24 protein-coding genes are annotated in these 23,578 nt (G+C 67.6%); 12 read left to right on the forward strand and 12 right to left on the reverse strand.

Translation table 11 applies throughout. The features are described 5' to 3' along the window. The first annotated feature begins 4 nt into the window (after nt 1-4). Genes FPL11_RS03950 through FPL11_RS03985 form a run of 9 tightly spaced genes read left to right on the forward strand, consistent with a single transcriptional unit; the run spans nt 5 to nt 8,550 of the window. On the forward strand, nt 5-1,621 hold the full coding sequence (locus FPL11_RS03950) for a hypothetical protein (protein WP_144347507.1): 1,617 nt from the start codon (nt 5-7) through the stop codon (nt 1,619-1,621). A gap of 55 nt (nt 1,622-1,676) precedes the next feature. Continuing rightward, a complete protein-coding gene (locus FPL11_RS03955) occupies nt 1,677-1,970 on the forward strand; it encodes a Flp family type IVb pilin (RefSeq protein ID WP_144347509.1) in 294 nt (97 codons plus the stop codon). After that, nucleotides 1,957-3,183 carry a hypothetical protein gene (locus FPL11_RS03960; RefSeq protein ID WP_144347510.1) on the forward strand — a complete coding sequence of 409 codons (1,227 nt, stop codon included), beginning with the start codon at nt 1,957-1,959 and terminating at the stop codon, nt 3,181-3,183. The genes FPL11_RS03955 and FPL11_RS03960 overlap by 14 nt, the downstream gene beginning before the upstream one ends. Continuing rightward, on the forward strand, nt 3,180-3,932 hold the full coding sequence (locus tag FPL11_RS03965; protein WP_144347511.1) for a hypothetical protein: 753 nt from the start codon (nt 3,180-3,182) through the stop codon (nt 3,930-3,932). Before FPL11_RS03960 ends, FPL11_RS03965 begins: the two co-directional genes overlap by 4 nt. After that, nucleotides 3,877-4,647 (forward strand): hypothetical protein, encoded by a 771-nt coding sequence (locus tag FPL11_RS03970; protein WP_144347512.1) that lies wholly within the window; start codon nt 3,877-3,879, stop codon nt 4,645-4,647. Before FPL11_RS03965 ends, FPL11_RS03970 begins: the two co-directional genes overlap by 56 nt. Further along, on the forward strand, nt 4,644-4,772 hold the full coding sequence (locus tag FPL11_RS10230; protein ID WP_255425104.1) for a hypothetical protein: 129 nt from the start codon (nt 4,644-4,646) through the stop codon (nt 4,770-4,772). The genes FPL11_RS03970 and FPL11_RS10230 overlap by 4 nt, the downstream gene beginning before the upstream one ends. Nucleotides 4,773-4,791: 19 nt before the next feature. Then, entirely contained in the window at nt 4,792-5,574 is a 783-nt protein-coding gene (gene cpaB, locus FPL11_RS03975; protein ID WP_144347513.1) for a Flp pilus assembly protein CpaB, read from the forward strand. Beyond that, nucleotides 5,571-6,857 carry a type II and III secretion system protein family protein gene (locus FPL11_RS03980; RefSeq protein WP_144347514.1) on the forward strand — a complete coding sequence of 429 codons (1,287 nt, stop codon included), beginning with the start codon at nt 5,571-5,573 and terminating at the stop codon, nt 6,855-6,857. The genes cpaB and FPL11_RS03980 overlap by 4 nt, the downstream gene beginning before the upstream one ends. Beyond that, nucleotides 6,850-8,550 (forward strand): TadA family conjugal transfer-associated ATPase, encoded by a 1,701-nt coding sequence (locus tag FPL11_RS03985; protein WP_144347515.1) that lies wholly within the window; start codon nt 6,850-6,852, stop codon nt 8,548-8,550. Before FPL11_RS03980 ends, FPL11_RS03985 begins: the two co-directional genes overlap by 8 nt. On the opposite strand, the gene FPL11_RS03990 is transcribed toward FPL11_RS03985, so the two are convergent. The 9 genes from FPL11_RS03990 to edd all read right to left on the reverse strand — a co-directional run bounded on the left by FPL11_RS03990 (nt 8,543) and on the right by edd (nt 17,272). Continuing rightward, entirely contained in the window at nt 8,543-8,866 is a 324-nt protein-coding gene (locus tag FPL11_RS03990) for an SUF system Fe-S cluster assembly protein (protein WP_144347516.1), read from the reverse strand. The genes FPL11_RS03985 and FPL11_RS03990 overlap by 8 nt on opposite strands. Before the next feature lie 3 nt (nt 8,867-8,869). Next, nucleotides 8,870-9,328, reverse strand: a complete 459-nt coding sequence (gene sufU / locus FPL11_RS03995; protein ID WP_144347517.1) for a Fe-S cluster assembly sulfur transfer protein SufU — start codon at nt 9,326-9,328, stop codon at nt 8,870-8,872. 2 nt (nt 9,329-9,330) lie between these two features. Further along, nucleotides 9,331-10,581, reverse strand: coding sequence for an aminotransferase class V-fold PLP-dependent enzyme (locus tag FPL11_RS04000; protein ID WP_327437315.1), 1,251 nt, complete (start codon nt 10,579-10,581; stop codon nt 9,331-9,333). After that, nucleotides 10,578-11,906, reverse strand: a complete 1,329-nt coding sequence (gene sufD / locus FPL11_RS04005; protein WP_144347518.1) for a Fe-S cluster assembly protein SufD — start codon at nt 11,904-11,906, stop codon at nt 10,578-10,580. Before sufD ends, FPL11_RS04000 begins: the two co-directional genes overlap by 4 nt. Nucleotides 11,907-11,926: 20 nt before the next feature. Continuing rightward, nucleotides 11,927-12,682, reverse strand: a complete 756-nt coding sequence (gene sufC / locus FPL11_RS04010; RefSeq protein ID WP_144347519.1) for a Fe-S cluster assembly ATPase SufC — start codon at nt 12,680-12,682, stop codon at nt 11,927-11,929. Nucleotides 12,683-12,744: 62 nt separating this feature from the next. Next, entirely contained in the window at nt 12,745-14,202 is a 1,458-nt protein-coding gene (gene sufB, locus FPL11_RS04015) for a Fe-S cluster assembly protein SufB (RefSeq protein ID WP_110883304.1), read from the reverse strand. Continuing rightward, nucleotides 14,186-14,659 (reverse strand): SUF system Fe-S cluster assembly regulator, encoded by a 474-nt coding sequence (locus tag FPL11_RS04020; RefSeq protein ID WP_144347520.1) that lies wholly within the window; start codon nt 14,657-14,659, stop codon nt 14,186-14,188. The genes sufB and FPL11_RS04020 overlap by 17 nt, the downstream gene beginning before the upstream one ends. 55 nt (nt 14,660-14,714) lie before the next feature. Beyond that, nucleotides 14,715-15,434 (reverse strand): bifunctional 4-hydroxy-2-oxoglutarate aldolase/2-dehydro-3-deoxy-phosphogluconate aldolase, encoded by a 720-nt coding sequence (gene eda, locus FPL11_RS04025; protein WP_144347521.1) that lies wholly within the window; start codon nt 15,432-15,434, stop codon nt 14,715-14,717. Beyond that, nucleotides 15,431-17,272, reverse strand: a complete 1,842-nt coding sequence (gene edd, locus FPL11_RS04030) for a phosphogluconate dehydratase (RefSeq protein WP_144347522.1) — start codon at nt 17,270-17,272, stop codon at nt 15,431-15,433. The genes eda and edd overlap by 4 nt, the downstream gene beginning before the upstream one ends. Before the next feature lie 129 nt (nt 17,273-17,401). Between edd and zwf the strand changes: the two genes are divergently transcribed. The 3 genes from zwf to FPL11_RS04045 are packed head-to-tail and all read left to right on the forward strand — an operon-like array spanning nt 17,402 to nt 20,532. Continuing rightward, entirely contained in the window at nt 17,402-18,865 is a 1,464-nt protein-coding gene (zwf, locus tag FPL11_RS04035; protein ID WP_144347523.1) for a glucose-6-phosphate dehydrogenase, read from the forward strand. Further along, nucleotides 18,852-19,577: a 6-phosphogluconolactonase gene (gene pgl, locus FPL11_RS04040; RefSeq protein WP_157809065.1), complete on the forward strand. Its 726-nt coding sequence runs from the start codon at nt 18,852-18,854 to the stop codon at nt 19,575-19,577. Before zwf ends, pgl begins: the two co-directional genes overlap by 14 nt. Continuing rightward, a complete protein-coding gene (locus FPL11_RS04045; protein WP_144347525.1) occupies nt 19,558-20,532 on the forward strand; it encodes a glucokinase in 975 nt (324 codons plus the stop codon). Before pgl ends, FPL11_RS04045 begins: the two co-directional genes overlap by 20 nt. On the opposite strand, the gene FPL11_RS04050 is transcribed toward FPL11_RS04045, so the two are convergent. Genes FPL11_RS04050 through FPL11_RS04060 form a run of 3 tightly spaced genes read right to left on the reverse strand, consistent with a single transcriptional unit; the run spans nt 20,529 to nt 23,578 of the window. Next, the gene (locus FPL11_RS04050) at nt 20,529-21,242 is read right to left on the reverse strand and encodes a type 1 glutamine amidotransferase (protein ID WP_144347526.1); all 714 of its coding nucleotides are present in this window, start codon (nt 21,240-21,242) and stop codon (nt 20,529-20,531) included. The genes FPL11_RS04045 and FPL11_RS04050 overlap by 4 nt on opposite strands. Nucleotides 21,243-21,285: 43 nt before the next feature. Beyond that, on the reverse strand, nt 21,286-22,674 hold the full coding sequence (locus FPL11_RS04055) for an SLC13 family permease (protein ID WP_159308466.1): 1,389 nt from the start codon (nt 22,672-22,674) through the stop codon (nt 21,286-21,288). Next, entirely contained in the window at nt 22,664-23,578 is a 915-nt protein-coding gene (locus tag FPL11_RS04060; RefSeq protein WP_144347528.1) for a histone deacetylase family protein, read from the reverse strand. The genes FPL11_RS04055 and FPL11_RS04060 overlap by 11 nt, the downstream gene beginning before the upstream one ends.

Raw genomic sequence — 23,578 nt, forward strand, 5'->3', positions numbered from 1 at the left:
CGCAATGACGGGGCTCCTCGCCGGCCTGCTCGCCGTGGCGGCACTGCCACCGGTGGGTTTCGCGCCCGCAGGACTGGTGTGGCTGGTTCCGTGGCTGATGGGCATGCGCCGGTCGCGACGGGCGCGGGTGCTCAACACCCTGATCGCACTGGGACTGCCGATGGGGGTGGCCCTGGGCCCTGTCGCGGGCCAGGAGCCGGCCCTCGCGATCGCCGTAATCGTCACGGTTCTTGCGGCGTTCATCGTCGTGGCCCTGGCGGCGGCGGATCGCCACGGCGTCACCCATTCCTGGCGTCTTGTGGGTGCGATGGTGGGGCTGATCGGCCTGCTTGCGGCGCTGCGGTCGGTGGGGATCCCGATCTCGCTGAGCCTTTTCCTGCCGCCATCGGTGGTACCGTTCCGTATTGTGGACGCGGGCGGTGTGATCGCAGCCGATGCGGCCCTGGGGCTGTGGCAGACCGGGCTGGCCGTCGCCCTCATGGCCGGCGGAATACGCACGCGGCCCCGAAGCTGGCTGATGCCAACCGCGATCGCGCTGGGCCTCGCGGCCGTGATCCTGATCCCGGTGGATCCGCCGCCCGACGCACCGTCCGAAGCGCCGCGCATCGCCATTGTCCAGACGCTTGACGACGACCCGGGCACATCAACCGCCCTCGCCCACGCCGCGCTTGCCCGGATCGAGGCACGCTGGGTCGTCTGGCCGGAGGCGGCGTCCCCGGTCCTGCTGCCGCCGCCCTGGCAGCGGCCGCCCGGCGGCATGATCCACCTGCGGCATGGGTATCGCTACCTCGCACCCGGAAAGCTTCGCAGCGAAGTGTCGATCACCCCGGGCGTCAAGGCGCGCAACGCCCCCACCGGGCGATGGACCAAGGCCTTTCCCCTTCCGTTCGCCGAAGCGGCCCTTAGCACGACTGACGGGCCGGACCGGAACGACCTGCAAGCCCTCGAAGTGCTGATCTGCTCGGATGCCAGCCACCCCCGCGCCGTGGACCGGGCCGTCGCCCGCGGGCCACGCCTGATCGTCAACCCGGCCCACCTGCCGACAGCGGGATTGGCGAGCCTCGCGGGACTGCATCGGCGCAGCGTGCATCTGCAGGCCGCGCGCAGCGGTGTGCCGATCCTTGTCGTCGCCCACGGCGGGCCGAGCATGGTGTTGCACCCGGACGGCCGCCGACGCCGCCTCGCCCCCGCGGGTGTGCAGGCGGTGGCCACATTGCCCCTGCCCGCGCCACCAGCGGCTGACGATGTCGTCGCCGATGTGGCCGACGGACCCATCGCCCCGGATGAGGGTGCCTCGCACCGCGCCGCCATCGCCCGACTCACCCGGGCGTACGGCCTTGGCCACAACGCCGACGCCGTCCCGGCGGCCCGTGACCGGGCGCTGGTATGGCTCTGCGAGCAGACCGGATTAATGGCGATGAACGCCTCGGTCAATGGCATCCGCCCGCCGGCTTACGGCTTGCAACCCACTCCCCACGGCCTACGTGCCATCCGGTGGCTGCCCGGTGAGGCGGCGGATGCGCCCGGGATCCGCTGGCTCGCCACCGTTGATCGCCCCGAGCGCTGCCGCTCGGCCGGATCCCTGCACCCCCCGACCAGCGGTACTTCGCGCCTTCGGTGATTGTTTCTAGGCTGATCGATACACGGCCTTTTCAACGCCCAGTCAAGGAGGCGCCATGCCCATCCAACGCCCACACCCGCCGGTCCGCCCGTCCACCCGTCGCACTCAACGCCAACGCGGTCAGGGGATGTCGGAGTACATCATCATCACCGCACTCATCGCGGTGGCCGGTATCGGCATTTTCTCGGCCTTCGGCGACACCATTTCCAGCCAGGCCGCCGCCATGGCCCGGGAGATGGCCGGTCAGGATGGCAGCGACCAGATCGACCAGGCCGACAACAACTCACAGCGCGCGGCCGACCGGGCGGGTCAGGAAGACACGCTGCAGAATTTCAATGAGCAGAACTGACCGACAGGGTGGCCAGATCCTGCCCGTGGTTCTGGCCACCCTCGCCCTCGCGGCCGCCGCGATCGTGCTGACGCACCGCTCGATCCGCGGCATCGGGCAGGAGTCGGCGGTGGTCAATGCCGCCGACGCCGCTGCTTACAGCGGTGCGAGCTGGACGGCCCGGCGACTCAACCTGATCGCCTACACCAACCGCAGCCTGATCGCGAGTCACATCGCCGTGGGCCATCTGGTGGCCACCATCAGCTGGCTGCGCTACAGCGGTGAGGCGTCGCGCCAGATCTCCCGTTACGCCCAGTTCCTGCCCTATGTCGGCGTGGCCGCCCGCGAAGCGCAGCGCCTCATCGACGCCGCGATCAAGACCGCATCGATCGCGGCTGGCGGCTACATCGTCAGCGCCGACCGTTACATGGATCTGCTGTCGCTTGCGCAGTACGGAGCGCGCAACGGGCTCCGGCCCGGGCGGGTCGATGCGGTCATGCAGCGTGTGGTGGAGCGCTACGGGGACGATTTCCAGGTCAATGAGCGAAGCGCCATCGATGCCATCCCCCGCCCCTACGCCACGGCCATGGACGCCCGCCTCCTCAGTCGGCAGGTATCGGCCTACCTCAAACTCGAAGGCGTCACTCCGGGGCGGGACGACGGCTATTTCCAGCGCGTGCTGCGATCCACAATCAACCACGACCGCCGCCTGAGCCGCTGGCTTCGGGGCCCCGCCCGGTCCGGGCGGCCGCGGTTCGGTGCCGGCGGCCGGGACTGGGATCGCTCCATTCTGCGGGTGGTGCGGTTCCGCAAACAGGGCGTGACCCAACAGCCCCCGCGTACCGATGCCGGCGGCTGGCGCTCCGGCGATCGTCTGCAGGTCAGCTTTTTCGACTGGCGCAAGATGAGCTGGGAGTCATGGTCCACCCTGGCGCGCGGTCGTGCCGATGCCGATCGGCTGGCCGGGAATTACATCGGCGTCAGCCGCTACACACGGCTTCGCCAGCCGCCGCGGGACAAAAGCCTGGTCCGGATTCCCGCGCTGGTCACCGCACCGCTACCCGGCGACGCCGACGGCGAGTCGATCAACGCCCACATCAGCATTGGCGAGGTGCGCTATCGCGTCCCGGATGACTGCGGCCGGCACTGCCCCGACCGGCAGCGCCCGGCCACGCTTTTCAATCCCTTCTGGGAAGCGTCGTTGACCCGCCTTGAAGCACCGGGCCTGCCATGAGCCGTCAATCGGGGAGTGCGATCACCGAATCGCTGGTCGGCCTGGTGGCGCTGATCCCGGCGTTTGTGGCGATGGACTACCTGGGCCGACTCGCCGACATGGACCGCGCCACCCATGCCGCCGCCCGCTACACCGCCTGGCAGAGCCTCGCCGGCGATACCGCCGCTGCCGAAAGCGACCTCGCCATCGAGGATCGGGTGTTTGGCAATGACCATGCCCCGCTGTTGGCCATCGAGCCACTGCGGCGCCAGGGGCCGAGTCGCAATCCACTCTGGCGGGATGCCGGGGGCGCATTGCGCATCGACGATGACGCGCACCACTCGCGGCCGACCGGTCAGACGCCATCCCGCCTGCCGGTGGCAGGCCGTGCCGTGCGCAGCCTCGCCTACGGCGCGTCAACCCCGTCAATCGCCTCCTTTGTCGGACTCTCGGGGAACATGCTCGGTCTTGAGCGCACCGGCCTGCGCGGTGATCGGGTCACCCTGCAGGTCCGCCCGGTCCTCGAGTCGGGCGACGACCGCCCGCCGGTCGCCCTCACGGCCATGGGCGGGCTCTCGCCCCGGGTCTGGCAGGCCGCTACGGACGATGAGTTTGAGCAGCGCCTGCAGCAGATCGTCGCCAGCGAACCGGTTGATGCGCTCTCCAGACCCGCCCAGATCCTCGGCCGATTTTTTGTTTTCAAGGAAGGACGTGATGCCAGCGCAACCGATTTCATTCCCCCGCCGGCCCGCTTGCCAACGCGGCGCTGAGCGTCGTCAGCGGTCACGACGGCCGCGCTGGCACTGGCTCGGCATGCTGCCCGGTCTGCTGCTCGCGGCCGAGATCGATGCGCGCAACGCCTGCGCCGGCGAGCTCGACGGCCTGAGCATGACCGCCGATGCCAGCGAGGTGCTGCGGGATGCCCGCGTGATGATCGGCGGACTCCCGATGTGCACGCTCGCCTATACCACCGAGACCGGGCTCGATGCCCTCATGGCGCGATATCGTCAGGACTGGCAGGCCCATCCGGGTGTCCTGCAGGCGACCGATTCCAATGGGGACGGACGTGACGACACGGTCTGGCAGGCCAGCGACACATTCTCCCGGCGCCTCGCCGTCAGGTCGGACGGTGCCGGGCATGCCGTCATGATCAGCCTGATGCCCCTCGACACCGCCAAGCCGCCCGCCCCCAGGCCCTATCTGCCCCTGCCCGCAGGGCTCGAGATCGAGTTCCAGAGTCGCAATGCCGCCGGCGCCTCGGTTCACGCCCGTACCGCCCTCGGGCCCGCGTCGGCCGCCCAGGCATTGACCCGGACGCTTGAAGCCGCCGGCTGGCGGGGATCCGATGTCGACGACCCGGGCATTGCCGGGCGCCGGCGCATACGGCTGCATCGCGACGGGGAAGCGATCCGGGTTGAGCTGCTACGCCGCTCCGGTCAGACCCTCGTACTGGCGCAGCGGGTCACGCCAGGGGGCACACCATGAGCAGCGCCGAGTATCTGGCGGTCATCGCCGGGCTGATGGGCATCTGGTCGGGCATTGATCGGTTGATCGAGGCGTTTGCCACCCACACCGACCAGGCCCTCTGGTCGCTGGCCATTCCGTTATGAACCGTCCCGGGAGAAGGCCATGATCATGACTCCCCTCAAACGCGGCGTCCTGCTGGTGACCGGGGCGTTGCTGGCCGGTGGTGCCGGTGTCTGGGCCGGCGACCGCCATCTCGCGCAACGCGCTCAGGCGATCGAAGCCGAACTGCGCTCAACGCATGCCACCCGGGCGGTGATCGTCGCCCGCGACGATCTGCCCGAGGGCACCCGTCTGACCCAGGATCATGTCGCCGTGCGCGAGATGCCGGTGCGCTTTGTCCACGAACGCGCCATCGCTGACAGCGCCTGGGGGCGCATCGCCGGGCGCACCCTCACCCATGACCTGAGCGCGGGTCGGGCGATTCTGCCGGTGCACGTCGCCGACTCGGACCGCGCCCGACTGGCCGATCAGATCACCCCCGGCGATCGGGCCATTACCATTCCGGTGTCCGGCGGCGCGGAGATCGCCGGGCTGCTGAGCCCCGGTGACCGCGTCGACCTGATGCTCACCCATCGCGAGGACGGCGAGCGCGCCACCCTGCCCCTGCTCGCGGACATCCCGATCCTCGCCACCGGCGCGCGGATTGCGGCCCGCGAGGACCGTGCCCGGCGCCCCGGCTATGACGACCTCACCCTCGCCGTCTCACCGGTGGAGGCCGCCCGCATCACGCAGGCCCTCGCCATTGGCAGCATTCATGTCGTCCTGCGCGCTGGCCGCGACGACGCACCGGTGGCCGGCTATCGCATCGATACCGAAGCGATCACCCGGACCCAGTCGGGCGAAGCGACTCCCGCGGTGGAACTGATCATCGGCGGTGAGCCGTGAGACCGGGGCTTATCAGGCACTGGTGCCGGGCCATCGCCACGGCCCTCGGGTTGATGGTCATACTGCCCGCCGCCGCGGTCAGCGTGGATGTCGGGCACTCACGGCTCATTGAGGCGAGCGATGTGGTCCGCGTGGCGCTTGGCGACGGCGAGCTCGCCGAAGTCGAGGTGCTCGGCGACGGCGATGGCATCCTGTTGATGGGCCGCGCCGTCGGCCAGACGGATCTGCGCATCTGGTCCCGGGACGCGCCGCCGCGGCATCTGCCGGTCACGATCCAACCCGCTCCGGACACCCCGCGCGACCGCCAGCTTGAGCAGCTCGCCGGGCGCATTGACGGCATCCACCTCGAGCGGATCGATGCCGCCTATTTCGTGACCGGACGCCCGGCCACCGATCGCGACGCGGCGCGTTTCAAGCGCCTGGTGGAAGCGTATCCGCAGCTCGGTGACTTCACTGATCCGGCGACCGCGGGCGACACCCCCAGCGTCCAGGTCAAGGCGCGGTTCGTGGAACTGCGCACCTCGACCCTGCGCGAAATCGGCCTTGACTGGACCACGCAGTCCCCGGCGATCAGCTTTGCCTATGCCGCGGACCTGAAGACCAACGATGTCTTTCGCGGCGCGCTGGGCGATTTTCTGCCCAACCAGTCGCTGCCGCTCGATATCGGCAAGGGCAACGGTTACCTCGGCGTGGGCCTGAGCCTGACGGCGATGATCGACCTGCTTGGCCAGGCGGGCGAGGCCCGGGTGATCGCCGAGCCCATGCTCTCGGCTCTGAGCGGGACCGCCGCCGAATTCCAGGCCGGCGGCGAAGTGCCCATCCCCATCCAGAACGGCGAAGGGGATCCCACGGTGGTGTTCAAGGATTACGGGATCCTGCTCAAGGTGGCCCCGGTGGTCGGCGATGACGCCCATATCCGCACCCGCATCGAGGTGGAGGTGAGCGACGTCGATGAGTCCGTCACTGTGCTCGGTGTACCCGGCTTTTCGGTCCGCAACGCGATCACCGAAATGAGTGGACCGAGCGGCCGGACGCTGTTGATCGCCGGTCTGATCGACGAGCAGCAGTCGCGGGCGGTCAGTCGCGTGCCGGGGCTGGGGAAACTGCCGGTGATCGGTGGCCTGTTCCGCTCGGAGCGATTCCAGAACGAGCAGACCGAACTGGTGGTGCTCATCACCCCCACCCTGCAGGACGATCCGCGGGCCGACTCGCCAGAGCGGGCCGACCCGAGCCGCTCCACCCCCGTCCCGCGCCTGCCCCTCCAGGAGATCCGTTATGAATAGACTCGAACTCCTCCAGCACCGGGGTCGGGAACATCCCACCCCGGTGATCCTCGACCCCGGCCGCCGATACACCATTGGCGGCGGGCGCCGCTGTGACCTGCGCATTGCCGGTGAAGGGATCGCCCGTCGGCATGCCGAGCTCCGGGTCGACACCGACGGGGTGCACATCCGTCTGCTGGCGGGACGGCGTGAGATCGACTTCAATGGCGAGCCGGTCCGGCAGGCCGGTCCGCTGGCCGTTGGTGATGCGCTGCGCCTGGGCGACACCTGCTGGCAGGTCCGCCCGGCGGACGCGGCGGACGTAGCGGACGCGCCCGACGTGCCCCAATTGCCCGATACGCCCGGGATCACCGACACCCCCGAAACACCGGCTCCATCCGCCCCCGAGCCCGATCCACCCCCTGCAGCGACGCCAGAGCCACCGGTGACGGCCGCCACACCCCGGATTGCCCCCGAACTGGTGCGCCGGTTTCAGGAGCGCATCAGTCAGCGCCTCGATCTCTACCGGCGGGATATCCTCCAGACCCTGTCCGCACAGCGACTGCGTGACGAGGCGCGAACCACGGCCTGGCAGCTGATCGAGGAAGGCGAACTGTCCATCCCTGATGACCTGGACGGCGATACCGTAGTGGCTGCAGTCGTGGCCGAAACCGTCGGACTCGGCCCCATTGAGTCGCTCATGGCCGACGCCACGGTCAGCGAGATCATGGTCAACGGGCCGGCCAGCATCTATGTCGAGCGTCAGGGCCGACTGCAGAAGACCGCCCTGGCATTCAGTTCGGCGGCCTCCCTCGACAGTGTCCTCGACCGGATCGTCTCCCCCCTTGGTCGGCGCCTTGACGAGGGCTCGCCGCTGGTGGACGCGCGATTGCCTGACGGCTCGCGGGTCAATGCGATCATCCCGCCGCTGGCGCTCAATGGCGCCACACTCACCATCCGGCGCTTCAGCGACACGCGGATCGGGATCGATGATCTGGTCGGCTTCGGGGCCCTGGATGCCACCATGGCCGCCTTCCTGCGCCTGTGTGTCCACCGCCGCCGCAATATCCTGATCGCCGGCGGTACGGGCACGGGCAAGACCACGGTCCTCAACGCCCTGTCAGAGGAGATCGACGAGTCCGAGCGGATCGTGACCATCGAGGATTCCGCGGAGCTGCGACTGCAGCAGGATCATGTCGTGGCGCTGGAATCACGCCCGCCCAACATTGAGGGCAGCGGGGCGATCAGCATTCGTGAGCTGGTCCGCAACGCACTGCGCATGCGCCCTGATCGCATCCTGGTGGGGGAATGCCGGGGCGGGGAGGCCCTCGACATGCTCCAGGCAATGAACACCGGCCACGACGGCTCGCTGACCACCGCACATGCCAATACACCGCGCGATGCGCTCGCCCGACTCGAGGTGATGACGTTAATGGCGGGGATGGATCTGCCGGCGCGGGCGATCCGGGATCAGATCGCCGCGGCCATCGACATCATCGTCCAACTGACCCGGTTTGGCGACGGGGCGCGGCGGATAACCGCCATCACGGAGGTCGCGGGCATGGAAGGCGAGCGCATCCTGCTGACGGATCTGTACCGCTATGACGACGGTTTCAGCGCCACCGGCCAGCGTCCCGCATTCATCGAACAGGGCCCGGCGCTCGACCCGCCAGTGGATCCCGGTCTGTTCAGGCCCGCTGCCGCGGCTACATGAACCCCAGTTGCAGGCGCGCGCTCTCGGACATCCGATCCTGACTCCAGGGCGGGTCCCAGGTCAGCTCCACCTCGGCGGCCTCGACACCCTGGACCTGCTCAACCGCGGCCTTGATCATGATCGGCATCTGCCCGGCGACCGGGCAGGCCGGCGAGGTCAGCGTCATCAGCACGTCGACGAAGCCATCCGCATCCACTTCGATCTCATAGATCAGACCCAGCTCGTAGACGTCCACGGGGATCTCGGGGTCGTAGACGTTGCGCAGGGCGCTCACCACGCCTTCACGCATTGTCTCAACCGGGGGCCGTTCCACCATGCGCTACTCCGAATCCGCTGAGGCAGGCGCTTCAATCGCCGCCTGCAGGGTGTGCCAGGCAAGGGTGGCGCACTTCACCCGCATGGGGTAATCACGTACGCCCGCCAGTGCCAGGAGTTTTTCGAGGTCGGGATCATCCGCCGCCGGCAGCGGCGCCTCGCGATCGGTCACCAGATGCTGGAACCGCTCACCGATCCGGCGCGCCTCATCGAGGGTGCGCCCTTTCAACACCTCGGTCATGATCGACGCCGAGGCCGTCGAGATGGCGCAGCCTTCGCCATTGAAGCCGATGTCCTCAATGCAGCCCGCCGGGTCCAGGCGGAACTCGACATGCACCCAGTCACCGCAGAGCGGGTTGTTGCCGTCGGCCTCGCCGTCATGGGGCTGCACCTCATGACGATTGCGCGGAGCGCGGTTGTGGTCAAGCACCACGGCCTGGTAGAGCGCCGATAGTTCGGTCATGGTCAGCCGAGCAGCGACTTCACCTTAAGCAGGCCATCCACTAGCGCATCGACATCGGCGCGGTCATTATAGAGGCCGAACGAGGCCCGCACGGTGGCCGGCACATCAAAGCGCTCCATCAGCGGCTGGGTACAGTGATGCCCCACCCGGACGGCGACGCCCTCCATGTCGAGGATCGTCCCCATGTCATGGGGATGGATCCCATCGATCACGAACGAGATCACGCCTGCCTTGCCGGGCGCGGTCCCAATGACCCGCAGGTCATCCCACTCCGCCAGCCGCTCGTTGGCATACGCCAGCAGCGACTGCTCGTGGGCGAGGATGCGCTCGCGGCCCACCGCTTCCATATACTCAAGCCCGACGCCGGTGGCGATCACGCCGGCAATGTTCGGCGTGCCCGCCTCGAAGCGCTGCGGCGGCTCGGCATACTCCGAGCCCTCGAAGCGCACCGTCCGGATCATATCGCCACCGCCCTGATAGGGCGGCATGGCCTGGAGATGGGCCAGCCGGCCCCAGAGGATGCCTGAGCCGCTGGGGCCGTAGGTCTTGTGGGCCGAGAACGTGTAGAAATCCGCCCCCATGGCCTGCACGTCCACGGGCATATGCGGCGCCGACTGCGCGCCATCGATCAACACCGGGATACCCCGGGCGTGCGCCAGCTCGGTGATGGTCTCCACCGGGTTGATCGTGCCCAGCGTGTTCGAGACATGCACGACGCTGATGAAGCGGGTGCGCTCGCTGATCCGCGCGCGCAGCCCATCCATGTCCAGCGAGCCGTCATCGAGCACCGGCGCCACCACCAGGTGGGCGCCGGTGGCCTCGGTGACAAGCTGCCAGGGCACGATGTTGGCATGGTGTTCCATGCCGGTGATCAGCACCTCATCGCCGGGCTGGAGCATCGGGCGCACGAACGACTGGGCCACCAGATTGATCGCCTCGGTCGCACCCCGGACGAACACCACCTCGCGCTCGTCCGGCGCGTTGATGAAGCGCTGGACGATCCCGCGGACGTTCTCGAACGCCTGAGTCGACTGCTGCGAGAGCTGATACACACCGCGATGGATATTCGCGTAGTAGCGCTCGTAGCAGTCTCGTTCGGCATCGATCACGCACTGCGGCTTCTGTGCGCTCGCCGCACTGTCCAGGAAGGCCAGCCGGCGGTCGTTCATGGGCCGCTGCAGCACCGGGAAATCCGCCCGATACGGCGCCAGATCGGCGCCGGGCCGGGCTTCATGCATAGGATATGCGCTCAAAGAATCTCCCCAATGTCCGCGTCTTCCACGTTGAGCCGGCGCATCAGCACCCGCCGGACGTGGTCACGGACGCCGGTGACCCGAAACATGTCGACGATCTCGCCGGCGAACGCCAGGGTCAGCATGCCCTTGGCGCCCTCGGCACTGATGCCACGGGTCCGCAGGTAGAAAAGCGCCTGCTCGTCGAGCTCGCCGACCGTCGATCCATGGGTGCACTTCACGTCGTCAGCGAAGATCTCCAGGCGCGGGTTGGAATGCGCCAGGGCGCGCTTGCCCAGCACCAGGTTGCGGTTTTCCTGTACGGCGTCGGTTTTCTGCGCGCCCTCGAACACCTTCACCAGGCCATCGAACACGGTCTCGGAGCGATCCTGGAGGATGCCCTTGAAGCGCTGCCGGCTGAAGCAGTTCTCGCTGCGATGATTGAACCAGGTGTGGAAGTCCACGAACTGCCGCTGCTCGGTCAGATAAATGCCGTTGCAGTCGATCTCGCCGCCTTCGCCTTCCAGATCGGCGATCAGATCGACCCGGCCGAGCCGTCCGCCGTCGGCGACGAAGGCACCCCGCAGCGACGCGTTGCGCTGAGCGGCCAGGTTGACCGTGCCGATGTTCATCACCCCGGCGCCGTCTTCCTGCAGACGGCTGTAGTCGAGAACCGTATTCTCGCCCGCCGACAGCTCACTGACCGGGCAGACCAGCGTGCTGGCGGCATCATCGCCGATGAAGCGCTCGACCACGCGCACCTCGGCGCCATCCTCGGCCTCGACCACCAGCCGCGGGTAGACGGCGTGCTGATCGGCCTCGGCGGTGATGATATGCGTGACGGTGATCGGCTTTTCAATCATCGCGCCGCGCGCCACATGCACATAGGCGCCATCGGCAAAGAACGCGGTGTTGAGGGCCGCGAACGGATGCCAGTCGATGTCCACCCGCCGACCGAGGGCCGCGGTCAGCCGCTCCGGCGGCTGATTGGCATACTCACTGAACGGGGTCACCGTCAGGCCTTTCGCCAGGTCGGCCAGATCGGAGAGATCCGCGGCGAGGCGGCCATCCACAAACACGAGTCGATAGCTCTCGCCCAGCTCGCCGAGGCGCTCCACCAGCTCCTTGGGTGCTGCGCCCTGGGAATCGGCGACGGGAAAATCCGTCTGGGTGACCGGGCGCAGGTTGGTCTTGCGCCACGCCTCCTCGCGCGGACCCGGAAATCCGCGGGCCTCGAACGCGTGGATGCCCCGCTCATGCAGCGGGCGGAGCCACTCGGGTCCGGTCTGCGTGAGCTGCTCGAATGCCTCGAGATAGACGCTCTTGGACTGCGCTACTGCTTCCATCACTGATGCTCCTCGCGAATTCAGGCCGCAGCCTCGTCAAAGCCTTCGTAGCCCTTGTCCTCAAGCTCTTGGGCAAGCTCCTTGCCCCCGGTCTTGACGATGCGGCCGTTCACCAGGACATGCACCACATCGGGCACGATGTGCTCGAGCAGGCGCTGATAGTGGGTGATCACCATGAACGAGCGCTCGCCATCGCGCATCGCATTGACGCCCTCGGAGACGATCCGCAGCGCATCGATGTCAAGGCCTGAGTCGGTCTCATCGAGAATCCCCAGCTTGGGCTCAAGGACCGACATGTGGAAGATCTCGTTGCGCTTTTTCTCACCGCCCGAAAAACCCTCGTTGACCGGGCGCTGGAGCAGTGACTCATCCAGCTTCACGCGCTTGGCGCGCTCGCGCACCAGCTCGAGGAACTCCATCGCGTCGATCTCACCCTCGCCGCGGTGCTTGCGCATGGCATTGACCGCCGCCTTGAGGAAGTAGGTGTTGGAAACGCCAGGAATCTCCACCGGGTACTGAAAGCCCAGGAACACGCCCTCACGGGCCCGCTCCTCGGGATCCATCTCAAGCAGGTCCTTGCCGTTGTAGAGGACTTCGCCTTCGGTGATCTCGTAGGCCTCATCGCCCACCAGCGCCTTGGCCAGGGTGCTCTTGCCCCCGCCATTGGGGCCCATGATCGCGTGCACCTTGCCGGTGTCGATGGTCAGATCGACGCCCTTGAGGATCTCGGTACCCTCGACGTTGACGTGCAGATTGCGGATTTCCAGCAATGCCATTGGTTGCGACTCCTGAAACAGATTCGTTACGTGCTGTGCGTTGACAGGGGATCGGCCGGCGATCAGCCGACCGAATCCTCCAGCGTGACCTCGAGCAGCTTCTGCGCCTCGACCGCGAACTCCATCGGCAGCTCGCGGAAGACTTCCTTGCAGAAGCCGTTGACGATCAGCGATACCGCGTCCTCGGGGGAGATGCCCCGCGACGTGCAGTAGAGGATCTGATCCTCGCCGATCTTCGAGGTGGTCGCCTCATGCTCGAGCTGCGCCGTGGAGTTGTTGACGTCGAGATAGGGGAAGGTGTGCGCGCCGCACTCCGAGCCCATCAGCATCGAGTCACACTGCGAGTAGTTACGGGCGTTCTCAGCGGTCGGCGTGATCCGCACCAGCCCACGATAGACCTGCTCGCCCTCCTGGGCGGAAATGCCCTTGGAGACGATGGTGCTGCGCGTGTTCTTGCCGATGTGGGTCATCTTGGTGCCGGTATCGGCCTGCTGGCGCAGCCGCGTCACCGCCACGCTGTAGAACTCGCCCACCGAGTTGTCACCGCGCATCACGACACTGGGATACTTCCAGGTGATCGCCGAACCGGTCTCGACCTGCGTCCAGGAGATCTTGGAGTTGTCGCCGGCACACAGCCCGCGCTTGGTGACGAAGTTGTAGACGCCGCCCTTGCCTTCCTTGTCGCCGGGGTACCAGTTCTGGACCGTCGAGTACTTGATCTCGGCGTCGTCCAGCGCCACCAGCTCGACCACGGCGGCATGCAGCTGGTTTTCGTCGCGCATGGGCGCCGTGCAGCCCTCAAGGTAAGACACGTAGCTGCTGTCCTCGGCGATGATCAGCGTGCGCTCAAACTGCCCGGTGTTGGCCGCATTGATGCGGAAGTAGGTCGACAGCTCCATCGGGCAGCGCACGCCCTTGGGGATGTAGACGAACGATCCGTCGGTGAACACCGCCGAGTTCAGTCCGGCGAAGTAGTTGTCGTTGTACGGGATCACCGTCCCGAGGTACTTCTGCACCAGCTCGGGGTGGTTCTGGACCGCCTCGGACATCGAGCAGAAGATGATGCCCTGCTCCGCCAGCTTTTCCTTGTACGAGGTCGCCACCGATACCGAGTCGAACACCGCGTCCACCGCCACGTTGGCGACACCGGCGAGCTGCTCCTGCTCGTGCAGCGGAATGCCGAGCTTGTCATAGGTCGCCTTGATCTCGGGGTCGATGTCGTCAAGGCTCTCCGGCCGGTCCTCGTCGCGCTTCGGCGCGGCGTAGTACGAGATCGCCTGGAAGTCGATGGGATCGTAGTGGACGTACTGCCAGTCCGGCTCGCGCATGGTCAGCCAGTTGCGATAGGCCTTGAGCCGCCACTCGAGCATCCACTCAGGCTCGTTCTTTTTGGCCGAGATCTGCCGGATGACATCCTCGTTCAGGCCCGGCGGGACCCGGTCCTCCTCGACCTCGGTAACAAACCCGGCCTCGTAGCCCTTCTGGGTAAACCGTTCAATCGTCTCAGTGCTCGCGGACATGACGCACTCCGGTAAATTCAAGCGTATGAATAGGGTTTTGACCGCCGCCATTCGGCTCCGTTGCGGTCTCCGCCAACGTAATCTCAGACAGCGCCTGCAGGACCACATCGTTGATCCGGCCCCAGACGTTGCTGATGTTGCACTGGCTGCCGTACTGACAGGCGCCACGCCCGTCCTCGATGCAGTCGGTCAGTGCAATCGGCCCTTCCAGCACGGTGATGATCTCCGCCACGGAGATTTCATCGGGCGAACGGGCCAGCCCGTAGCCGCCCTTGGCGCCCCGATAGGAGACCACCAGGTCACTGCGGGCAAGGTGCTTGAGGATCTTGCTGACAATGGGCTGGGGCAGCCCCCGCACTTCCGCCAGGGACGCCGCGCTGTGGCGCGCCTGAGGGTCACTGGCCATCAGCGCCAGAATGCCCACGCCGTAATCGGTTTCGCGGTTCAGCTTGATCATGGTTGAGGATTATAACCGAAACAGGACTGCTTTGGTACATTTTAAACTGGAAAATTCACCGCAACGCCTCGTCGGCGCTGCCCGGGTCCTCCTCGCCGGCCCAGGACTGCCAGCCCTCATCCGCGGTCAACGGGCGACCGGCGGCGGTTTCCCGGCGCCGGGCCGTCACCGCATGGGCGGCCAGTGCCTCGATGTGCGCCCAGTCACCCGACTCGATGGTCTCCACCGGCGTCAGCCAACTGCCGCCGACACAGGGGACATTGGCGAGCTGCAGAAAATCCAGATAGTTGCCGGAGTGCACACCCCCCGTGGGACAGAACCGCAATGCCGGGAACGGGCCGGCGAACGCCTCCAGCGCGGCGATTCCCCCACTCGGCACCGCGGGGAAGAACTTCAGCTGCTTAAAGCCATCCGCCTGGGCGCGCATCAACTCCGTGGCCGTGGCCACCCCCGGCAGCAGCGGCAGCGCCGCGCGCTCGGCCGCGGCATTGACGGCGTCCGCATAGCCCGGGCTGACCAGGAACCGCGCGCCGGCATCGTGGGCCTGCTGGACCTGATCGGGGGCGGTGACGGTGCCGGCCCCCACCGCCATGTCGGGGACATCGCGGGCGATCGCCGCGACCGCCTCGAGCGCAGCGGCGGTGCGCAGTGTCACCTCGATCACCGACACGCCGCCGGCCAGCAGCGCCCGCGCCAGCGCCGGTGCCCGGGACGCGGTCTCGATCCGAACCACCGGAATGACCGGCGAGCGGGCCATCAGTGATTGCATGGTCATGACGCACCCTCATTGTCCGTGGCCGGTGAAAAGCTGATGGCGCCGGTCTCGGCACTGCCGGCCATCGACCGGAAACCGGCGAACATATCCCGGCCGATACCGTGCTGAACGGTGGTATCCGGTGGTGCCGATTCCCGCGCGGCCCACTCCGCCTCGGGCACATCGACGTCAAGCCGGCCGGCATCGGCGTCGAGAGTGATCCAGTCACCCTCGCGGATGCGGCCGATCGCCCCGCCCCGCACCCATTCCGGATGCAGATGGATGGCGGCGGGCACCTTGCCCGAGGCCCCCGACATGCGCCCGTCGGTGACCAGCGCGACCCGCTGGCCGCGCGACTGCAGCACACCGAGTTCGGGCGTCAGCTTATGCAGCTCGGGCATGCCATTGGCCCGTGGACCCTGGCCCCGGACGACGCAGACGAAATCCCCTTCGAGCGCGCCGGCCCGGAACGCCGCCAGCACCGCCTGCTGGTCGTCAAACACCCGGGCCGGGCCCTCGATGCGACGGTGATCCGGATGCACCGCCGAGGTCTTCATGACCGCCCGACCGAGGTTGCCGTCGAGCACCCGCAGTCCGCCGTCGGTATCGAAGGGATCGGCCACCGGCCGCACCACCTGGGCGTCACCGCTCCGGGCGGGTGCCTCGCCCCAGGCAACGCCGCCGTCCGCGAGCATCGGCTCGCGGGCATAGGCACGGAGCCCCTCGCCACTGACGGTCAGCACATCCTCGTGAAGCAGGCCGGCGTCGAGGAGTTCACGCACCAGAAACCCCATACCGCCGGCGGCATGGAAATGGTTGATGTCGGCCTGACCATTGGGGTAGATGCGCGTCAGCAGAGGCACCACCCGCGAGAGCGTATCGAAATCGCTCCAGTCGATATGCAGGCCGGCCGCCCGCGCGATCGCCACCAGATGGATGGTGTGATTGGTCGACCCGCCGGTCGCCAGCAGGCCGACGATACCGTTGACGATGGCGCGTTCATCGATGACCCGGCCCACCGGTGTGTACTCATCGCCGTGCGCGGTCAGCTGGGTGATGCGATGGCCCGCCGCGATCGTTAGGGCATCGCGCAGCGGGGTATTGGGATTGACGAATGCCGCGCCCGGCAGATGCAGGCCCATCACCTCCATGAGCATCTGATTGGAGTTGGCGGTGCCATAGAACGTACAGGTGCCGGGGCCATGATAGGACTGCGCCTCGGATTCCAGCAGCGCGTCGCGCCCGACCCTGCCCTCGGCATAGAGCGCGCGGATACGGGCCTTCTCGTCATTGGGCATGCCCGAGGTCATGGGACCGGCGGGCACGAAAATGAATGGCAGATGACCAAAATGCAGCGCACCGATGAGCAGTCCCGGGACAATCTTGTCGCACACGCCCAGACACAGCCCGCCGTCAAAGGTGTTGTGGGACAGCGCCACGCCGGTGGCCATGGCGATCACATCGCGACTGAACAGCGACAGCTCCATGCCGGGCTGGCCCTGGGTGACGCCATCGCACATGGCGGGCACACCGCCGGCGAACTGGGCCGTTCCGCCGGCCTCACGCACCGCCTGTTTGAGCAGCCCGGGAAAGCGCTCCAGCGGCTGGTGGGCGGAGAGCATGTCGTTGTAGGCCGAAACGATCCCCACGTTGGCCTTCTGCAGGCCCTTGAGGCGCGCCTTATCGCCATCGGGGGCGGCCGCAAACGCATGGGCCAGGTTGGTGCACGACAGGCTGGTGCGGACCGGGCCATCCTCGGCGGCCGCCTTCAGGCGTTCGAGGTAGGCGGCGCGATCGGTCTCGCTGCGCGCCCGGATGCGCTGCGTGACTGCTACCACGGCGGAGTTGAGTGCTGACATAGAGCCTCCCTCATCAATTCGGGCGCCAGTCTATCGCACTCGCCGGGGGCGAAGGGCGGCGGCTTATGCTCAGGTCGGTGAAGGCGGTATCCTGTCTCATCATTCAAGCGTCCACATGCAGGAGGTGGGGTGAAAACAACCAACCCCTTTGACCTGGTGCTATTCGGGGCCACCGGCGACCTGGCGATGAGCAAACTGCTGCCGGCGCTCTATCGCCGTGACCGCGCCGGTCAGTTACCCGCCGACGGGCGCATCATCGCCACCGCCCGGCGGGCCCTCGACCGCGAGTCGTTCATCGCCCGCATCGATGCCGCTTTCGAGCAGTATCTGGAAGCCGACGAGCGCACCGCCGCCGACTGGGACCGCTTTGTCGCCCGGCTCGAATTCGTCTCGGTGGATGCGGACACCGCAGCGGGATTCGACGACATGGCCGCCGTGCTGCGCGGTCGCGAGGATCACAACCGGGTGTTCTACCTGGCGGTGGCGCCCGCCTATTTCGTCGGGATCTGCCAGACCCTGAATCAGCACGGACTGGTCACTGACCGCTCCCGGGTGGTGCTGGAAAAACCCCTCGGCCACGACCTGGAATCGGCCCGGGCGATCAGCGAGCAGATCGGTGCGATCTTCACCGAGGACGCGATCTATCGAATCGATCACTACCTGGGTAAGGAAACCGTCCAGAACCTGATCGCGCTGCGCTTTGGCAATATGCTCTTCGAGCCGCTATGGCGCCGGGAATGGGTGCGCGACGTGCAGATCAGCGTCAGCGAGCAGCTGGGTGTCGGCGGTCGGGCCGACTTTTATGACCGCACCGGCGCGCTGCGCGACATGGTCCAGAACCACATGCTCCAGCTGCTGTGCATCATCGCCATGGAGCCGCCCACCGACATTGGTGCGGACGCGGTGCGCGATGAAAAGCTCAAAGTGCTGCGGGCGCTGAAGCGCCTGGAAGGACAGGATGTCCTGCGCAACACGGTCCGCGGGCAGTACCGCGCCGGCGCCATCGCCGGTCAGCCGGTGCAGGGCTATCTCGAGGAAGAAGGGGTGCCGGCGGACAGCCGCACCGAGACTTTCGTGGCCATGCGCACCGAGCTGCAGAACTGGCGCTGGGCGGGCGTGCCGTTCTATCTGCGCACCGGCAAGCGCCTGCAGGAGCGCGGCGCCGAGATTGTCGTCAATTTCCGCGACGTCCCGCATTCCATCTTTGGCGTGACCTATGGCGCGGGCCAGCCCAACCGGCTGGTGATCCAGCTGCAGCCGGACGAGGGCGTCAAGCTGCATATGATGGCCAAGTCCCCCGGCGACCGCATGCAGCTGCGGCCGGTCGCGCTCAACCTCGACTTTGCCGAGGCCTTCCGCCAGCGCCCGCCGGATGCCTATGAGCGCCTGCTCATGGACGTGCTGCGTGGGCGGCTGACGCTTTTCATGCGGCGCGACGAGCTGTACGCCGCCTGGTCATGGATTGAGCCGATCCTCGAGGCCTGGAACGACGCCGGCGATGCGCCCAAGCCCTATACCGCCGGGACCTGGGGGCCCGCCGCCTCGAGTGCCCTGCTCGCCCGCGAGGATGCGACCTGGCATGAAGAGCGCTGATCAGGCCGGCCGCATACTGGCCGCCGCCCAACGCTTTCCAGCTCCCGCACGGGCCGCCTCCGCGCTGGCGGATCGGCTTACCGAGGTGATTGATCACGGCGCGCGACGCCGCGACCGCGCCAGTCTGCTGGTGCCGGGCGGCCGCACGCCGGTGGCGCTGTTCGAGGCGCTCTGCAGCCGTGACCTGCAGTGGGACCGGGTGCATGTCAGCCTGACCGATGAGCGCCGGGTGGCGGCCGATGATCCGGCCAGCAATGCCGCCATGGTGCGCGCGCACCTCATTCAGGATCGCGCGGCGGCGGCGCATTTCCACCCGCTCTACCAGGGCCATACCGGCGACCGCGGCGACGAGGCCGCCTGCAGCGCGGCGCTGGGCCTGCTGCCACGGCCCTTCGATGCCGTGGTGCTGGGCATGGGGGGCGACGGGCACATCGCCTCGATCTTTCCGGACGATCCGGCCCTGCCCCGGGCGCTCAGCACCACCACCGAGTCACGCTGCGTCGTCACCCGCGCGCCGGATCCGCCCCACGACCGGCTGTCATTGACGTTGATGACACTACTGCAGAGCCGCTGGATCGCCCTGCACATCAACGGCGCGGCGAAGTGGGCCACGCTTGAGCAGGCGATCGCGACGGCCGATCCCCAGCGCTATCCGGTCTACGCACTGCTCAGCCAGCGCCGCGTGCCCGTGCATGTCTACTACTCGGCCTGACAACCGCCCGGTGCTGGTCGCCGACATCGGTGGCACCCACGCCCGGGCGGGGCTGGTGACCGAGCCCGGCCGTGCGCCGGCCCGGATCTTCCGCCGCCCGACCCGGTCGTTCGATGGGCTGGCCGGGTTTCTGGCCGCGGCCCGGGACGACCTGGCCCCCGATCCGGCGCCGTGGCGGGCGGTCTGCGCGGTCGCGAGCCCACTGGATGATGATCCCGTCGAGCTCACCAACGCGGGGTGGCGGTTTTCCCCCCAGGCCGTTGCGGGCGATCTGGGCCTCGCGCAGGTCGACCTGCTCAACGACTGGGTCGCACAGGGCTGGGCGGTCACCGCGCTGGAGCGGCGCGATCAACAGGTCATTCACGCGGGTGTCCCGCGCACCGATTCACCACGCCTGGCACTAGGCCCCGGCACCGGACTCGGCAGCGCGGTCATCGTCCCCTGCGGCACACGCTGGCAGGTCTTTGCCAGCGAGGGCGGGCACATCAGCTTTGCCCCGCAGACCGGCCGCCAACAGGCCATCGCCGAGCAGATCAGCCAGCGCTTTGGCCACTGCAGCGCCGAGCGACTGGCCTCGGGCATGGGGATCGAGGCGATCTACCGCGCGATCCAGGCCATCGACGGGGGCGAGCCGGTGCTGACCACGGCCGAGGCGATTGCCCGCGCCGGCATGAATGGGGACCGGGTCGGGCGCGAGGTGCTGGAGCACATGACCGATGCCTTGGGCAACGTGGCCGGCGACCTGGCCCTGGCGACCGGCGCGCGTGGCGGTGTCTATCTGGGTGGCGGTGTGATCCCGGCACTGGGCGCGGCCTTCGACTGGCAGCGGCTGCGTCGCGCCTTTCTGGCCAAGGGCCGGTTCGGTACCTACCTCGCCCCGGTACCGATGATCGCGATCAATCACCCGTCCGCCGCGCTGCTGGGCCTGTCCGCGTATCTGCAGGCGAACGGCTAGCCGCGCAGCCAGTCCCGCATGGTCGCCCGCACCGCGGCGGTATGGTCATCCGCCGGCAATGCAGCGAGGGCCTGATCCACGGCCGCGTCACCCGCCTTGCCGCGCACCCGCCCCATGAGCGCCTGAAAGAACTCGCGATCAAACTCCGGATGCCCCTGGAGGGTCAGCGTGCGGCCGCGGCGCATCGCATACCAGGGGCACTGTTCGCTGGTCGCGATGCGCTCGAACCCCGGCGCCGGCTCGACCACCTGATCCTGGTGGACGGCCAGCAGCGACAGTGTCTCGCCGGGCTGGCGGCCGGCGAAAGCCGTTTCGCAGACCACCGGATAGGCACCAAGATGCCAGCCGAGCGACGAGCGCTGCGTGCGCCCACCCAGCGCCGCCTGGATGAGCTGATGACCAAAGCAGACCCCGATCAGCGGCTGACCGAGCGCTTCGGCGCGACGCACAAAGGCCTGCAGCTCGACCACCCAGTCGGGTGACTCGTGCACGCTCGCGCGGCTGCCGGTGATCAGCCAGGCGTCCGCGGAGGCAGGACTATCCGGCCACTCATCATCGTGCACCCGAAAGCCGCTGACCTCGATGTCGCCCTGCTCGTCGGCCAGCAACGTCTCAAACAACGCCCGATACGAGGACCACTCCGTCTGGAGCTCTTCGTGGAGGTCGTCGCACAGCAGGACACCCACGCGCGTTCTGGTCATCGTTTCCATGGACTCAATCCTACCTCACGTTGCGTTGCAGCACAGGATAAGCTCAGCCGGCCAGTACGCCAATGATCCGCAGCCACAGATAATGAAGGGGAAAGATCAGAATGATGCTGAGCAGCGCAAAACCCAGCGTAAAGCGCACCAGCGCGCGGTACGGGATCTGGCCGAGCTGGGCACCGATCAGGATCGGCGGCGCCTGATAGGGCAGAAGATAGGTCGAATAGCTCGCCGCCAGGATGGTCAGCACCGATTCCACCGGCCAGCCGGTGGCCGTCGCCAGCGTATCCCCCAGCGGCACCCCGATCGCCGGCACACCGGGCATGGCAGTCAGCACCGCCAGCGCCGTCCCGCCCAGACTGACCAGCGCATAATTGCGGGCGCCCTCCCCCGGCTCGAACGGCAGCATGGGCAGGAGCTGCTTGAACGCCGCCTCGCCAATGCCGGTATACGCGAGCACTGCCCCCAGCCCGAGGATGCCGGCGAGCAACAGCAGCGGCCCCATGTCGAGGGCGGCGAACGGCCGGGCGGGGACCAGCCGCGGGGCATTGAGCAGATACACCAGCGCCGCCGCCAGCGCCACCCACGCCGGGCCAACCCCATGCACTGCATCGGAGGCCCACATCGCGAGGGCCCCCAACAGCACAAAGGCGGTCAGGCGCTGATCACGGTCAAGCGGTGGCGCACCCGCGGGGGTTTCGGTGCGCGGGCCAAGCCGATCAGGAAACGCGTACACCAGCACCACCACCAGCAGCACCGAGCGCAGTATCCCCAGCACCGGGAAATGCCAGGCCAGATACTCCATATACCCCACCTCGAGCCCATGCACCGAGGCCATGGCACCGGACCAGACCACATTGGGCGTGTTCGAAGGCAGGATCGCGAACGATCCCACATGGGTGCCGAAAATCGCCGCCAGCACCACCGCAATCCGGCCGTTGGCGGCCTCGCCAAAGCCCGCCCGATCCGCCACCGCCACGGCGATGGGAACCAGCAGCACCATCCGTCCCATGGCGCCCGGCATGAGAAACGCGAACAGCAGCCCCACCGTGACGGTCCCGGCGATGAGCGCGCTGTAGCGTCCCGGCAGTCTCGCGATCAGCCGATCCGCAATCTGCTGCCCCAGCCCGGTATGGCGGATCGACATGCCGATGATCAGGCCGCCGAAGATGATCCAGAACGCACTCGAGGAAAACCCCGAGAAGACCACATCGGCCGGGGCGATGGCGAACAGCATCGCCGCGAGAAAGAACACCAGCGAGGTCATCGCCTCGGCGATGAAGCCGGTGGCGTAGAGTCCGATGGTGATTAACGCGATGGCAGTGGTCAGCGCCGTGCCCTCGGGGAGCCATCCCGGCGGGTTGAAAACGATCAGACCGGCGGCGACAACCACGATGGCCATGACCGCAACCGGCACGTTCAGGCGCTCACGTATCATTCGGTCTCCTTTGTAGGTGGAGGGCGGCACGGAACAGCTGCGCGTGCCGCCGACACAGGGCATCAAGGTCTCGGTCGTAGCCACCGCCGATCACGCCGGCAAGCGGGATCCCCTGCGAGCGCACCGCCTCGATGACCCGGCGGTCACGCTCGTAGAGGCCCGCATCACTGAGCCCGCAATGGCCGAGTCGATCGGCCTGGTGAACATCGACACCGGCGTCGTAGATCACCAGATCAGGCGCGCACTGATCAATCAGCCGCGGCAGCACATCCGCCAGCGTCTCCAGATACGCCGTGTCGTCGAGCCCGCTCGCCAGCGGCACATCCCAGTCGCTATGGGCCTTGCGCGCCGGGAAGTTGCGGGCGACATGCATCGAAAAGGTCATCGCCGCCGGCTCGTCGGCCAGCAACCGCGCGGTGCCATCGCCCTGATGCACATCCAGATCAATGATCAGTAAGCGCCGGACTTCGCCCGTCGCGAGCAGTGTCCTTGCGGTGACGGCCAGGTCATTGAGCAGGCAATAGCCACTGGCCGAGTCGGCGTGGGCGTGGTGGGTGCCGCCCGCTGCGTTGAGCGCCAGCCCCTGCTCGAGCGCCAGACGGGCGGTCAGCACTGTCCCCCCGGTCTCGAGGCGGACCCGCTCCACCAGCGCTTGCGACCAGGGAAAGCCACTGCGGCGCTGCGCGGCGCGGTCGAGATGCCCGCCGATCAGCGCATCCAGATACGCCGGCGTGTGCACACGCTCAAGCTGCGCCCGCGTCGCCCTGGAAGGCCGGTTCCAGGTAATCGCGTCGCCCCAGGTGCCCAGCTGGTCGCGCAGCACGCGGAACTTCGCCATCGGGAAGGGATGGCTGGCCGGCAGGTCGATGGTATAACCGGGATGGTGGACAGCGGCGATCGGCAT

This window comes from Spiribacter aquaticus (genome assembly GCF_007625215.1).
Taxonomy (GTDB): domain Bacteria; phylum Pseudomonadota; class Gammaproteobacteria; order Nitrococcales; family Nitrococcaceae; genus Spiribacter; species Spiribacter roseus.

Coding starts and splice junctions, on each gene's coding strand:
- FPL11_RS03950 (WP_144347507.1), top strand. CDS start 5: ATGACGGGGCTCCTCGCCGGCCTGCTCGCCGTGGCGGCACTGCCACCG.
- FPL11_RS03955 (WP_144347509.1), top strand. CDS start 1,677: ATGCCCATCCAACGCCCACACCCGCCGGTCCGCCCGTCCACCCGTCGC.
- FPL11_RS03960 (WP_144347510.1), top strand. CDS start 1,957: ATGAGCAGAACTGACCGACAGGGTGGCCAGATCCTGCCCGTGGTTCTG.
- FPL11_RS03965 (WP_144347511.1), top strand. CDS start 3,180: ATGAGCCGTCAATCGGGGAGTGCGATCACCGAATCGCTGGTCGGCCTG.
- FPL11_RS03970 (WP_144347512.1), top strand. CDS start 3,877: ATGCCAGCGCAACCGATTTCATTCCCCCGCCGGCCCGCTTGCCAACGC.
- FPL11_RS10230 (WP_255425104.1), top strand. CDS start 4,644: ATGAGCAGCGCCGAGTATCTGGCGGTCATCGCCGGGCTGATGGGCATC.
- cpaB (WP_144347513.1), top strand. CDS start 4,792: ATGATCATGACTCCCCTCAAACGCGGCGTCCTGCTGGTGACCGGGGCG.
- FPL11_RS03985 (WP_144347515.1), top strand. CDS start 6,850: ATGAATAGACTCGAACTCCTCCAGCACCGGGGTCGGGAACATCCCACC.
- FPL11_RS03990 (WP_144347516.1), bottom strand. CDS start 8,866: ATGGTGGAACGGCCCCCGGTTGAGACAATGCGTGAAGGCGTGGTGAGC.
- sufU (WP_144347517.1), bottom strand. CDS start 9,328: ATGACCGAACTATCGGCGCTCTACCAGGCCGTGGTGCTTGACCACAAC.
- sufD (WP_144347518.1), bottom strand. CDS start 11,906: ATGGAAGCAGTAGCGCAGTCCAAGAGCGTCTATCTCGAGGCATTCGAG.
- sufC (WP_144347519.1), bottom strand. CDS start 12,682: ATGGCATTGCTGGAAATCCGCAATCTGCACGTCAACGTCGAGGGTACC.
- sufB (WP_110883304.1), bottom strand. CDS start 14,202: ATGTCCGCGAGCACTGAGACGATTGAACGGTTTACCCAGAAGGGCTAC.
- FPL11_RS04020 (WP_144347520.1), bottom strand. CDS start 14,659: ATGATCAAGCTGAACCGCGAAACCGATTACGGCGTGGGCATTCTGGCG.
- eda (WP_144347521.1), bottom strand. CDS start 15,434: ATGACCATGCAATCACTGATGGCCCGCTCGCCGGTCATTCCGGTGGTT.
- edd (WP_144347522.1), bottom strand. CDS start 17,272: ATGTCAGCACTCAACTCCGCCGTGGTAGCAGTCACGCAGCGCATCCGG.
- pgl (WP_157809065.1), top strand. CDS start 18,852: ATGAAGAGCGCTGATCAGGCCGGCCGCATACTGGCCGCCGCCCAACGC.
- FPL11_RS04045 (WP_144347525.1), top strand. CDS start 19,558: ATGTCTACTACTCGGCCTGACAACCGCCCGGTGCTGGTCGCCGACATC.
- FPL11_RS04050 (WP_144347526.1), bottom strand. CDS start 21,242: ATGGAAACGATGACCAGAACGCGCGTGGGTGTCCTGCTGTGCGACGAC.
- FPL11_RS04055 (WP_159308466.1), bottom strand. CDS start 22,674: ATGATACGTGAGCGCCTGAACGTGCCGGTTGCGGTCATGGCCATCGTG.
- FPL11_RS04060 (WP_144347528.1), bottom strand. CDS start 23,578: ATGCCGATCGCCGCTGTCCACCATCCCGGTTATACCATCGACCTGCCG.